Annotated in this window: 11 protein-coding genes; 6 read left to right on the forward strand and 5 right to left on the reverse strand. The window is 39.7% G+C overall.

Features of this window, described 5'->3' with window-relative positions; translation table 11 throughout:
- Positions 1–172 precede the first annotated feature (172 nt).
- The 3 genes from F984_RS21390 to F984_RS21400 all read right to left on the reverse strand — a co-directional run bounded on the left by F984_RS21390 (position 173) and on the right by F984_RS21400 (position 4,093).
- Positions 173–1,633, reverse strand: coding sequence for an amino acid permease (locus F984_RS21390; RefSeq protein WP_002051328.1), 1,461 nt, complete (start codon positions 1,631–1,633; stop codon positions 173–175).
- 21 nt (positions 1,634–1,654) lie between these two features.
- Positions 1,655–2,668: a class I SAM-dependent methyltransferase gene (locus F984_RS21395; protein WP_002051385.1), complete on the reverse strand. Its 1,014-nt coding sequence runs from the start codon at positions 2,666–2,668 to the stop codon at positions 1,655–1,657.
- A gap of 66 nt (positions 2,669–2,734) precedes the next feature.
- Positions 2,735–4,093 carry a uracil-xanthine permease family protein gene (locus tag F984_RS21400; RefSeq protein WP_004712050.1) on the reverse strand — a complete coding sequence of 453 codons (1,359 nt, stop codon included), beginning with the start codon at positions 4,091–4,093 and terminating at the stop codon, positions 2,735–2,737.
- A gap of 178 nt (positions 4,094–4,271) precedes the next feature.
- Between F984_RS21400 and typA the strand changes: the two genes are divergently transcribed.
- From typA to F984_RS21415, 3 genes are all read left to right on the forward strand, one after another.
- Positions 4,272–6,107 (forward strand): translational GTPase TypA, encoded by a 1,836-nt coding sequence (gene typA / locus F984_RS21405; RefSeq protein ID WP_004712053.1) that lies wholly within the window; start codon positions 4,272–4,274, stop codon positions 6,105–6,107.
- 256 nt (positions 6,108–6,363) lie between these two features.
- Positions 6,364–6,795 (forward strand): large conductance mechanosensitive channel protein MscL, encoded by a 432-nt coding sequence (gene mscL, locus F984_RS21410; protein WP_004712056.1) that lies wholly within the window; start codon positions 6,364–6,366, stop codon positions 6,793–6,795.
- Positions 6,796–6,932: 137 nt separating this feature from the next.
- Positions 6,933–7,286, forward strand: a complete 354-nt coding sequence (locus tag F984_RS21415; protein ID WP_004712057.1) for a gamma-glutamylcyclotransferase family protein — start codon at positions 6,933–6,935, stop codon at positions 7,284–7,286.
- Between the two features lie 11 nt (positions 7,287–7,297).
- Here the strand turns inward: F984_RS21415 and F984_RS21420 are convergent, their stop codons facing one another.
- Positions 7,298–7,588 carry a peptidylprolyl isomerase gene (locus F984_RS21420; RefSeq protein ID WP_002051379.1) on the reverse strand — a complete coding sequence of 97 codons (291 nt, stop codon included), beginning with the start codon at positions 7,586–7,588 and terminating at the stop codon, positions 7,298–7,300.
- A gap of 19 nt (positions 7,589–7,607) precedes the next feature.
- Entirely contained in the window at positions 7,608–8,432 is an 825-nt protein-coding gene (gene mutM, locus F984_RS21425; RefSeq protein ID WP_004712059.1) for a bifunctional DNA-formamidopyrimidine glycosylase/DNA-(apurinic or apyrimidinic site) lyase, read from the reverse strand.
- A gap of 75 nt (positions 8,433–8,507) precedes the next feature.
- Here mutM and F984_RS21430 point away from each other — a divergent pair, with 75 nt between their 5' ends.
- The 3 genes from F984_RS21430 (at position 8,508) to F984_RS21440 (ending at position 12,508) form a co-directional block, all read left to right on the forward strand.
- Positions 8,508–9,074, forward strand: coding sequence for a DNA-3-methyladenine glycosylase (locus tag F984_RS21430; protein ID WP_004712061.1), 567 nt, complete (start codon positions 8,508–8,510; stop codon positions 9,072–9,074).
- A gap of 134 nt (positions 9,075–9,208) precedes the next feature.
- Positions 9,209–11,389 (forward strand): TonB-dependent receptor family protein, encoded by a 2,181-nt coding sequence (locus tag F984_RS21435; protein ID WP_004712063.1) that lies wholly within the window; start codon positions 9,209–9,211, stop codon positions 11,387–11,389.
- Positions 11,390–11,398: 9 nt separating this feature from the next.
- Positions 11,399–12,508 carry an NADH:flavin oxidoreductase/NADH oxidase gene (locus tag F984_RS21440; protein ID WP_004712065.1) on the forward strand — a complete coding sequence of 370 codons (1,110 nt, stop codon included), beginning with the start codon at positions 11,399–11,401 and terminating at the stop codon, positions 12,506–12,508.
- Positions 12,509–12,567 lie beyond the last annotated feature (59 nt).

Below are 12,567 nucleotides of genomic sequence, written 5' to 3' on the forward strand. Positions count from 1 at the left end.
CGTGAGCTGACATCGTGCCAAATCGTTACTGTGTTTTACCTTGTAGTGTTGGCATGATGTCCTCCTTTTTTAAAAAGTGCCGTTGAAAATCTGAACGGCATTTTACCTGTTTTTAACTAAAGATCAAGTTTTTGACATTTAGATATTTTTGATTAGCTCTTTAAGCTTACTATTAATCTTGCTCTGGTTTTACATCCATTTGATCGTAAGGTATTAATTTAGTCTTATTTTTCCATTTATATCCGAGCCAAATTACTAAGAATAAAGGCAAGCTAATATAGGTAGAAAGTAAGCCCATCCAGTCAATTTTTCCACCTAAAACAGCTTGATAGTTCTGGCCAAGGATAATGACAGAACAAAGAATAAAGGCAAACCATGGAGCAAATGGGAAAAACTTAGCACGGTAGGCAAGATCTTCAAGCTTATAACCTTGAGCAATATAACCTTTACGGAAACGATAATGTGAAATTGCAATACCTAGCCAAACAATGAAACCACACATCCCAGACATATTGAGAAGCCAGTTAAAGACTTGTTTTTCCCCAATAAAAGTCGTTAAGAAGCAGAATGCAGCAATAAATGTAGTCGCATATAAGGCATTCATTGGAACACCACGATTGTCGAGTTTTGCAAACCATTTTGGTGCGCGGCCTTGTTGAGCCATATCAAATAACATACGGGTAGAAGAATACATACCTGAGTTACCTGCCGACAAAATAGCTGTCAAAATAACCGCATTCATTAAGCTCGCAGCGAAAGCAAAGCCTACTTTTTCATAAAGCAAGGTAAAAGGAGAAAGTGCAACATTTTCTGTTGTCGCAGCTTGTAATAGGTTTGGATCATCATAGGCAATGAGTGTACCGATAATGAAAATACACAATACATAGAATAATAAAATTCGCCAGAAAATCTGTTTAATCGCAAGTGGTATCGTTTTCTTTGGATCTTTCGATTCACCCGCAGCCACCCCCACCATTTCGGTTCCCTGAAATGAGAACCCTGCAATCATGGCAACACCAATCATGGCTTGTAAACCACCTACAAAAGGCGCATCTTTGTAAGTCCAATTACCAAAAGTGGCCACACCTGGTGTCAACATCACCTTAATAATCATGGCAATACCAATGATAATGAAGGCAACAATAGCGATAACTTTAACCATTGAAAACCAGAATTCGCTTTCGCCAAATCCTTTTACACTCATCGCATTAATCATAAAAATAATGACGAGGAAGAGCGCACTCCAATAGAACCCAGGAATATCTGGAAACCAGAACTTCATAATAAACTGTACTGCAACGAGTTCAAACGCAACCGTGATTGCCCAGTTATACCAGTAGTTCCAACCTAGTGCGAAACCAAAGCCTTCTTCCACATAGCGACTGCCATAGGTGAAGAATGCGCCAGATGTCGGTGTATGAGTTGCAAGTTCGCCCAAGCTGGTCATTAAGAAATAAATCATAATACCAATGAGGGAATAGGCGAGTAACGCCCCACCTGGACCTGCATTTGCAATGGTTGACCCAGAAGCAAGGAAGAGACCTGTACCAATGGAACCACCAATGGCGATCATATTCAGATGACGAGCCCCAAGCTTTCGCTGGAGTTTTTCAGGAGCATGTGTTTCGCTCATGGAGATTCCTTACATAGTTTGTTATGCACAGGCATATAACACCTTAAAGCCTTGTAGATCAGTTTTAATCTCACACTGACCAAAGTGCTTCTCGATTAAGATCGGATAGTTTAAAAAACGGTTTGCTACAATCCATAGCTCACCTGATGCCTTTAAATGTTTTTTAGCGTTCTGGCAGAGTCCTTCACTTGCATCGTAGTTGGTATGAATACCTTGATGAAAGGGGGGATTACTGACAATGGCATCAAGTTCTGTTGGGGCGTCTGCAATTCCTGTAACGGGCTGCAATCTCAACTGGTCTGAACCTATTCCATTTCGACTAAAAGTCATTTCCGTTGACCGTAAAGCGAAGGCATCAATATCTAGGGCATGAATAATATTACTTGAATTTACTTTTGCCAAATAGCAACTGATAATTCCCGCACCACACCCGAAGTCGGCAATTCTACCTGATTTCACCTGATTTAGATAAGGGAGTAAAACAGCAGTTCCGACATCTAGATGATTTTGACTAAAAACGCCAGGTAGCGCGCAAATGGTAAGTTCTTGTTCATTTGCTTGAACAGTATAGGTTTTTAACCAGCTTTCAAGAGGCTTGATTTTTTCAGTTTTTTCAATTTTTAAATGCCATAATTGACAATGGCGTGCACTATCGAGTTTAAGTATCTGGCCAAAACTTTGTAATTGTTTAGCTGCTCTTTCAACACCGCCTTTTTTCTCGCCTACTAGAAAAACTGATTGATCAGCCTTTAAATGGCTCATCACTACATGCAATATATAGTTTAAAAGCTCTTTTGATTTAGGCACAAAAATTAAAGCCTGATCAAATTCTTGTGATGGAAACTCAACTGAGAAATGTGCTGGGGTACCTGTATTAATGAAACCTTGGTAGTCAGCATAATTCCATGTCCAGACTGAGGCATCAACCGCAGTAGGTAATTGACTGACTAAGGCATCATTGGGTGCATTAATCAACAAGAGTCTACCTTTTAAATAGTCTTGCTGTCTTAAAACCACTTCACTTCTAGGATCCATGTACATCTCTCATGAAGAAGAATGCCCAGTGGAAACTGGGCAGTAATCAAAAAATTAAAAAATAGGTTATTTGTGGGTTTCAGGTAGAACAATATTTAAAATTAGTGCTGCAATACCACCTGTTGCTACACCAGAACTAAAAATATTTTTAAATAACTCTGGCAAGTGCTCCAAAATTTGTGGAACTTGGGCAACACCTAAACCGAGTGCAAGTGATATTGCAATAATTAAAAGTGCGCGACGATCGAGATGGATAGATGAAAGAATGTTAATGCCTGAGGCAGCAACTGCACCAAACATTACCATAACTGCTCCGCCTAATACTGCCTGTGGTACAGCTTGTATTACACCCGCTACAGCAGGGAATAGACCTAATATAATGAGTAAAGCTGCAATCCAGATCCCTACGTAACGACTAGCCACACCCGTGAGTTGAATAACCCCATTATTTTGGGCAAAAACAGAACTAGGGAAAGTATTAAATAATCCTGCAAGTAAAGAGTTTGCGCCATTTACTAACACGCCACCTTTAATGCGTTGCATCCACTGAGGGCCATCTACAGGTTGGTTTGAAAGTTTGCTGGTTGCTGTGACATCACCAATTGCTTCTAATGAAGTCACCAAATAAATGAATGCCATTGGAATAAATAAGCCCCATGAGAAGCTTAAGCCAAAGTGCATTGGTGTTGGAATTTGAATGACTGGGGCGTCTTTTAGACCAGAGAAATCTAAATAACCCATGAAGCCGGCAAGAATGTAGCCAATAACTAAAGCAATCAAAATAGCTGAGCTTTTAATCCACACTATGCGTATGCGGTTTAAGATAATAATGATGGCAAGAACTGTACAAGACATTATAAGGTTATCAGAACTTGCAAAAGTATGATCTTGCATGGCTTGATAACCACCACCCATACTAATCAAGCCTTCCTTAATAAGTGTCAAGCCAATCAGAAGGACAACAATACCTGTCACAAGCGGAGTAATCAGTCTTTTTACCCATGGCAGAATTTGTGAAACACCCATTTCAATAAATGAACCAGCAATCACCACACCAAAAATAGCAGCCATAACTTGATTTACTGGCGTACCTGCAGCAACCATTGCACTACCGATACCAATAATTGGTCCAATAAAGTTAAAGCTTGTTCCTTGAACAATGAGCAGACCTGCACCGAAAGGACCAACTTTTTTGCATTGTAAGAAAGTTGCAATTCCTGAAATGACCAAAGACATGGATAAAATCATGTTAGTTTCGGTACGTGAAACGCCCAAAGCTAAACAAATGAGAAGTCCAGGTGTAACAATCGGGACAATAATTGCAAGCAAATGTTGAAAAGCTGCTAGAAAAGCCACGAAGGGTTTTGGTCGGTCATCTAGTCCATAAACGAGGTCAAGATGGTCTTGTGATGGTTGATTGGACATGGGGGTAAGTACGCCGCAATTTCGCAAATTGGCGCTATTCTAATCGAGATACCTATCTTTACAAAACGAAATACAAGCTATTGGGAAATTTTTTTGTCAATGTCAATAAACTGTCACTACTCAAGAGTAGTGTTTTTCTGTATAATTTGCCCTCAAATTTCAGGCGTTTCTAATTTTCATGTCAGATATCAAAAATCTCCGTAATATCGCAATTATTGCGCACGTCGACCACGGGAAAACCACACTTGTCGATAAACTACTTCAGCAATCAGGTGCTCTCGGTGACCGAGCAGGCGAGATTGAGCGTGTCATGGACTCGAATGCGCTTGAAAGTGAACGTGGTATTACCATCTTAGCGAAAAACACTTCTATTACTTGGTTGGATAAGCGTACTGATACAACTTACCGTATCAACATCGTGGACACCCCGGGACACGCCGACTTCGGTGGTGAAGTAGAACGTGTTATGTCGATGGTTGACTGCGTATTACTTCTTGTTGACTCTCAAGAAGGCCCAATGCCACAAACTCGTTTTGTGACACAAAAAGCCTTTGCTCGTGGTTTAAAACCAATCGTTATTATCAACAAAGTTGATAAACCAAGTGCGCGTCCAGACTGGGTAATCGATCAAGTGTTTGATTTGTTTGATAACCTTGGTGCAACTGATGAGCAACTTGATTTCCCAATCGTTTATGCATCAGGTTTACGTGGTGTAGCGGGTCCTGCTCCTGAAGAACTTGCAGAAGATATGACTCCGTTGTTCGAAACGATTGTAGACATCGTTGAGCCACCAGCGGTTGACGTTGATGGTCCATTCCAAATGCAGATTTCATCACTTGACTATAACAGCTTCGTAGGCGTTATCGGTGTTGGTCGTATTCAACGCGGTTCAGTAAAATTAAACACTCCTGTTACTGTAATTGACAAAGATGGCAATACACGTAACGGTCGTATCTTAAAAATCATGGGTTACCATGGTTTAGAGCGTATTGATGTTGACTCAGCATCTGCTGGTGACATCGTATGTATTACTGGTATTGATGCACTTAACATTTCTGACACGATTTGTGATCCGAAAAATGTTGAAGCATTACCAGCTTTATCTGTAGATGAACCTACAGTATCTATGACTTTCCAAGTAAACAACTCTCCGTTTGCTGGTAAAGAAGGTAAATTCGTAACTTCACGTAATATCCGTGAACGTCTTGATCGCGAATTAATTCACAACGTAGCTTTACGTGTTGAAGATACTGACAGTCCAGACCGTTTCAAAGTATCTGGCCGTGGTGAACTTCACCTTTCAGTTTTAATTGAAAACATGCGTCGTGAAGGTTTTGAAATGGGCGTATCACGTCCACAAGTAATCATCAAAGAAATTGATGGTGAAAGACAAGAACCTTACGAAAACGTAACGTTTGACGTTGAAGAACAGCATCAAGGTGCTGTAATGGAACAAATGGGTCACCGTAAAGGCGAAATGACTAATATGGAAGTTGACGGTAAAGGCCGTATCCGTATTGAAGCGACTGTTCCTTCACGTGGTCTTATCGGTTTCCGTTCTGAATTCTTGACTATGACTTCTGGTACAGGGATCATGACTTCAAGCTTCTCGCATTATGGCCCTGTTAAACAAGGTACTGTTGCGAAACGTCAAAACGGTGTGTTGATTTCTATGGTTCAAGGTACTTGCTTGGGCTATGCATTGTTCAGCTTGCAAGACCGTGGTCGTTTGTTCGCTAAACCACAGTTAGAAGTTTACGAAGGTATGATCGTGGGTATTAACTCTCGTTCAGACGATATGGTTGTAAACCCAACTAAAGCGAAACAATTAACTAACGTTCGTGCATCTGGTACAGATGATGCTTTAACTTTAGTACCAGCAATTGAATTTACGCTTGAACAAGCGCTTGAATTCATTGAAGATGACGAGTTAGTAGAAGTTACTCCAAAATCAATCCGTATCCGTAAGCGTTACTTGACTGAAAACGAACGTAAACGTAATCGTGATAAATAATTTTTCTTAAATGAAAAAAGACAAACCGCTAAATTCGTTTAGCGGTTTTTTATTGCTTACTGGTAAAGCTGAAAGTAAACTTAAAATCATATTTTTCTTGTAAGCAAATATGTTGTTAAAGTGTGAAATAGCTTTCTTTTTTTGAAAAAAATATTAAATTATCAATATCATGGCGAGTACTATCTAGACGGATAAGAGGCCAGTGAAAAAAGAAAAATATGATGTGTTCCTCCCCCCTACATCTGGAGATGTTTAGATGAGTATTATTCAAGAATTTAAAGAATTTGCCATTAAAGGCAATATGATGGATTTAGCCATTGGTGTAATTATTGGTGGTGCTTTTGGCAAAATCGTAGACTCGTTAGTAAAAGATATCATCATGCCGCTTATCACTGTAATTACTGGTGGTGGTGTTGATTTCTCGCAGAAATTTATCGTATTAGGTGCAAATCCTAATAATTTACAATCTCTAGATGCCTTACAAAAAGCAGGTATCAATGTACTAAGTTATGGTAACTTCCTGACCATTTTAATTAATTTCCTGATTTTGGCTTGGGTTGTGTTCTTAATGGTTAAATTATTAAACAAACTTCGCCGTGATAAGAATGAGCCAGAAGCTCCAGCTGCAACTCCTGAAGACGTACAATTATTGCGCGAAATTCGTGATGAGTTGAAAAAGAAAGCTTAAGCAGATTTCAAATAAAAAACGGTACTTAGAGTACCGTTTTTTATTACATCGTATTTTATACTGGATTAGAGATATTGATAAAATTGCAAGGTCACAGTTAAGTTTAGCTAAGCATATTGAACAAGGAACATAAATTAATGAATCAGCTTTTTGTATATGGAACCTTATGCCCTAATAAAGCAAATGCTCATATTTTAGAGCAGATTGGTGGAAGCTGGACGAAAGCTAGTGTACGAGGGGTAATTCATATTTTAGATTGGGGGCCAGACAAAGGCTTAAAGGCCTTAGAGTTAGATCCACAAGCAGATTGGGTAGAAGGCTATTTGTTTAGCACAGAAAAGTTAGCAGAAAACTGGCAAATGTTAGATGATTTTGAAGGCTTTCAATACCAACGCGTGACAGCTGATATAAAACTAGAGTCGGGTGAATATATTAAAGCTTGGACATATCAAATGAATGCCCAGGCTAATACTTTTGAAAACGATAATTAAATTAATGAGTCCTAACGTAAGCTGCCCATTCGGAATTTAACTTCTAAAAGATGATAGCCAAACTGACTTTTGATAGGACCTTGTAACACGCGTTCAGCAGCAGTAAAAACGACTTTGTCGATAACAGGTACCAACTGTCCTTTTTTGACTTCACCAAGTTCACCGCCACGTTTAGCTGAATTACAGGTAGAATATTGCTTGGCAAGTTTGGCAAAGTCAGCCCCACTTTGTAGCTTCTTTTTTAGCTGTTCGGCTAAGTCTTTATCTTTGACTAAAATATGTCGGACAATTGCTGTTTGCATGTTGTCTTTCTCCAAAAAATTAAGGCTTTTTCAGCTTTTTAAGCGGTTGGCATTGTGGGCAAAATACACTGGCGCGTTGACCAAGTTTTAAGTTTTCTAATGTGGTTTCACAGTTAACACACATTTCTCCGGCACGACCGTATGCGAGCAATGTTTGCTGAAAATAACCATTTTCACCCATGGCATTGCTGTAGTCTCGTAAAGTCGAGCCGCCTAAATCAATTGCCGATTTTAAAATGCGCTTAATCTCGATAACCAGTTTCTCAATTTGTTGCATAGTCAAATCGCCAGCAGGCTGAGCTGGGTGAATGCCAACATTAAACAAGCTTTCGGTTGCATAGATATTGCCAACACCAACCACTACATGATTATCCATGAGTGCAATTTTTATGCCGACAGCTTTATTCTTGAGTTTGGAAGCTAAATATTCTGCATGAAAGTCAGTACTTAAAGGCTCTGGGCCTAAAGTATCGATGAGTTTGCCTTGAGTTTCAGGGTTAAGCCAAAGAATGCAGCCAAAACGACGTGGGTCGTGGTAACGTAACTGCTGATCTTCAAATTGAATAATCAGATGATCATGCTTTCTCAATTCATCGTTTGGTTGACACAGACGAAAGCTACCTGACATGCCTAAATGCCAGAGCATTTGATCTTGTTCAAACTCTGCCAAAATATATTTTGAGCGACGATTTAATCCAATCAGGCGTTGCCCAACAAGTCTTTGAATATCATCTGGTATTGGCCAACGTAAGCTAGGGTTACGTACTTCAACACTTAAAACTTTTTGATTCAATAAGGGAAATAAACTGGTTTTGGTGGTTTCAACTTCAGGTAACTCAGGCATGCCAACTCGCAGAATTAACAGATATACTGGATTAATCAAGTATAACGTGTGGTATGTAATATTTCAGAGAATACTATGTCAGATATTTTACCATTAAGCTGGTTTCAACGAGAAACTTCGGAAGTAGCATATGATTTAATCGGCTGCGTATTATGTAAGCGACAACCTGATGGACAAGTTATCCGCTGTACAATTAGTGAAACAGAAGCTTATTTAGGCGTGTGTGATAAAGCCTGCCATAGCTACAATGACAAACGTACCGCACGAACAGAAGTGATGTATCGCCATGGTGGTACCATTTATGTCTATTTAATTTATGGCATGTATGAAATGCTCAACATTATTACTCAAACAGAAGGTGTACCTGAAGGAGTGATGATTCGATCAGCATTTTTAAATGGTGCTTCAACTAAAAAAGAATATAAGCTTTTGGCTGGACCTGGCAAACTGACGCGTTATTTAGGCATTAATCGGACTTTAAAAGGCCACACTTTAGGTGAAGAATCTGGACTATGGATTGAGGCAGCCACTACACAGCCAGAAGTGGTTTTAACGCCACGTATTGGAATTGATTATGCCGAGGAAGCAAAAGATTGGCCTGAACGATATTGCTGGAAAGATCATCCATCTTTGAGCCGATAACTCTTAAACTGGAAATCAATTTTTATATCGCAAAACGACTGTTCCAGATTTACAACAATGTAAACCGAATTCTATATCCAGACAAGACACTGCTTTTTGTTATCATAACTACAATATAAATAAAGGAAATAAGCATGTCCTTATTACGCTTAGACCGACTTCATTACTGTATTTTGATGAGTATGGGCTGTATTTCTAGCCCACTTGTTTGGGCAGAAGACTTAAATTCAGACGTTGCCAAATTGCCAACTTTACATGTAGAAGCAACGCGTACTGATACTACTTACTTACAAACACCTGCTTCGGTTTTCCGAATCGAGGCACCTCAGGCGGATAGTTCTTCACAAGTAAATTTAACTGAAGTTGTGAAGGGCATACCGAGTTTACAGATTCGTAACCGTGAAAATTATGCGCAAGATTTACAGCTTTCTATGCGTGGTTTTGGTGCACGTTCTACGTTTGGTGTCCGTGGTATTCGTCTTTATGTGGATGGTATCCCTGCAACAATGCCAGATGGGCAGGGCCAAACATCTAATATCGACTTAAGCAGTCTAGATCATGTTGAAGTCCTAACAGGGCCTTTTTCTTCACTTTATGGAAATTCATCAGGCGGGACTATTTTAACTTCTACTAAAGAAGGGCAAGGGAAAGACTCAATTGAGCTGAGCTATTCGGGTGGTAGTCACGATAAAAGCCGAGCTGGGTTAGTGCTACAAGGTGGAGCAAAAGGGGCGAATGAACCAAGTTATATTATTAGCTCATCATACTTCGATACTGATGGTTACCGAGAACATAGCGGGGCAGAAAAAATATTAAATAATGCAAAGCTCAGTTGGAACCTTAATGATGGAAGTAAAATCAACTGGGTGACTAACTATGTCAAAATTAATGCCGATGATCCACAGGGTTTAACGCATGATCAGTGGAATGCGAATCCAAAGCAACAAGTTCCGTTTTTAAAGCAATTTAATGTTCGTAAAGATATCGAACAAACTCAAACGGGCATGACATGGTCTAAACCTATTAATGATAAAAATGAACTTTATGCCATGGCATATTTGGGTAATCGTCAAGTCACTCAGTATCAATCTATTCCAAAAGGCGATGTAACATTAAAAGATGGTAAACCTATTTACACAGGCCAAGCAAATCCTAATCATGCGGGTGGTGTAATTGATTTTGAACGTAATTATTATGGTGCTGATTTCCGTTGGACAGGTAAAGAGTTACTTCCAAATACCACTGTAAGCGTCGGGGTTGCAATCGATGCAATGGATGAAGACCGTAAAGGTTATGAAAATTTTAATGCGAATAGTGTTTATGGTGTGAAAGGTAAGTTACGCCGTAATGAAGACAATACTTTGTGGAATATCGATCCATATTTACAAGCTTCGTGGCAGTTCTTACCCACATGGCGTCTAGATACAGGTGTGCGTTATAGTAATGTGCATTACAAGTCAAAAGATCATTTTACTTCAGGGCCTGATCAGTATGGGACTGTTAACGGTGATGATAGTGGCAAAACAGATTACGATAAAGTTTTACCGTCGCTTGCTTTAAGTTGGCAAATTTTACCTGAGCTCATGGCTTATATGAGTTATGCCAAAGGGTTTGAAACACCGACCTTTACTGAAATGGCTTATCCAGCCGATACGTCAAAGTCAGGTTTTAATTTTGATTTAAAATCATCGACCAGTGATACCTATGAAGCTGGTTTAAAATCACAAAACCAATTAGGTGATTTTACTTTGGCAGTTTTTCAAACTAAAACCAAAAATGACATTGTTTCAGCAGGAAGCTCAAATGGTCGTTCTACCTTCCGAAATGCGGATAAAACTTTGCGTGAAGGGGTAGAGTTTGCATGGAATAAAAAGTTGTGGCGAGATTTAACAGCGACAGCAAGCTATGCCTATTTAGATGCTACTTTTGATGCGGATATTCCTGCTTTAGGCAATATTGCTCAAATTCCAGATGGCAATGCGATTCCTGGAATTGCTAAAAATCAGGCTTACATTTCTTTAGCTTGGCAACCGAGCCACGGACTATATGGTGGTGTAGATGTACAGTATATGGACAAAGTATACGTGAATGATACCAACAGTGACGCAGCACCAAGCTACAGTGTAACTTCAGCAAATATTGGTTATGCATGGGATTTAGGTGCTTGGAAGGTCAAAAGCTTTGCTCGTGTAGATAACCTATTTGATAAAAACTATGCGGGTTCAGTTATCGTAAATGATGGTAATGATCGTTACTTTGAACCCGCTGATGGGCGTAACTGGAGTGCAGGTTTACGTGTAATTAAACAATTCTAGGAATTTAAAATGGCAAAATTATTTGAAACGGTTAATTTTGATTCGCTACAACTGGTCAATAGAATTGTAATTGCCCCAATGTGTCAGTATTCGGCAACTGATGAAGGCGAAATTACCTATTGGCATGAGCAGCAATGGGCAAATTACGCGTTGTCTGGAGCTGGGTTATGCATTGTAGAAGCTACGGCTGTACAAGCGGAAGGTCGAATTAGTTACGCAGATCTTGGACTTTGGAATGATCAGCAACGTGACCAAATCAAAACTTTATTAGGAAAAGTTAAAACACTTTCTCCTATGCCATTTGGAATTCAGTTAGCACATGCTGGACGTAAGGCATCAACTGAAAAGCCTTGGTTGGGGAAAGGTCAAATTGCAAAAGATCAGCCACATGGTTGGCAAACAGTTGCTCCAAGTACAAGTACTTTTTCAGTTCACGATGCTGCGCCACATGCATTAACAGTTGATGAAATTAAACAAATTCAACAAGACTTTGCAGCTGCAGCAAAACGTGCAGTTGAAGCGGGCTTTGAGCTAATCGAAGTACATGCGGCGCATGGCTACTTGTTGCATCAATTTTTATCTCCAATTGCCAATCAACGTACTGACGAATATGGCGGCTCTTTAGAAAACCGTATGCGTATGACGCTTGAAGTACTTCAGGCAATTAAACTTGCTGTTCCTGCGGGTTATCCTGTAGGGGTGCGTTTATCTGCAACTGATTGGATGGATGGTAACGAACAGTGGGACGTTGAGTCTACAGTTGGGTTATCAAAAGCTTTAGAGCAACTGGGAGCCGCTTATATCCATGTCTCTAGTGGTGGCTTACATGAACACCAAAATATTACCATCGGGGCAGGTTACCAAGTACCATTCGCGGAGCAGGTTAAAAAACATGTATCTATTCCTGTGATTGCGGTAGGTCTTATTACTGATCCACAGCATGCTGAACAAATTTTAGAAAACCAACAAGCTGATGCCATTGGTCTTGCACGTGCAATGTTATATGACCCACGTTGGCCATGGCATGCTGCAGCTACATTGGGGGCAAAAGTCAAAATTGCTCCTCAATATTTGCGTTGTCAACCACATGGCTTAAAACAGCTTTTTGATTCTTTTTAGTTTTTAAATATGCGGGCAAATTAAGATTTGCCCGTTTTTCTTTTGAAATGAGTGAGGAA

This window comes from Acinetobacter nosocomialis NIPH 2119 (genome assembly GCF_000368085.1).
GTDB classification, from domain to species: Bacteria; Pseudomonadota; Gammaproteobacteria; order Pseudomonadales; family Moraxellaceae; genus Acinetobacter; species Acinetobacter nosocomialis.

Coding starts and splice junctions, on each gene's coding strand:
- typA (WP_004712053.1), top strand. CDS start 4,272: ATGTCAGATATCAAAAATCTCCGTAATATCGCAATTATTGCGCACGTC.
- F984_RS21440 (WP_004712065.1), top strand. CDS start 11,399: ATGGCAAAATTATTTGAAACGGTTAATTTTGATTCGCTACAACTGGTC.
- F984_RS21430 (WP_004712061.1), top strand. CDS start 8,508: ATGTCAGATATTTTACCATTAAGCTGGTTTCAACGAGAAACTTCGGAA.
- F984_RS21415 (WP_004712057.1), top strand. CDS start 6,933: ATGAATCAGCTTTTTGTATATGGAACCTTATGCCCTAATAAAGCAAAT.
- F984_RS21400 (WP_004712050.1), bottom strand. CDS start 4,093: ATGTCCAATCAACCATCACAAGACCATCTTGACCTCGTTTATGGACTA.
- mscL (WP_004712056.1), top strand. CDS start 6,364: ATGAGTATTATTCAAGAATTTAAAGAATTTGCCATTAAAGGCAATATG.
- F984_RS21435 (WP_004712063.1), top strand. CDS start 9,209: ATGTCCTTATTACGCTTAGACCGACTTCATTACTGTATTTTGATGAGT.
- F984_RS21420 (WP_002051379.1), bottom strand. CDS start 7,588: ATGCAAACAGCAATTGTCCGACATATTTTAGTCAAAGATAAAGACTTA.
- F984_RS21390 (WP_002051328.1), bottom strand. CDS start 1,633: ATGAGCGAAACACATGCTCCTGAAAAACTCCAGCGAAAGCTTGGGGCT.
- mutM (WP_004712059.1), bottom strand. CDS start 8,432: ATGCCTGAGTTACCTGAAGTTGAAACCACCAAAACCAGTTTATTTCCC.
- F984_RS21395 (WP_002051385.1), bottom strand. CDS start 2,668: ATGGATCCTAGAAGTGAAGTGGTTTTAAGACAGCAAGACTATTTAAAA.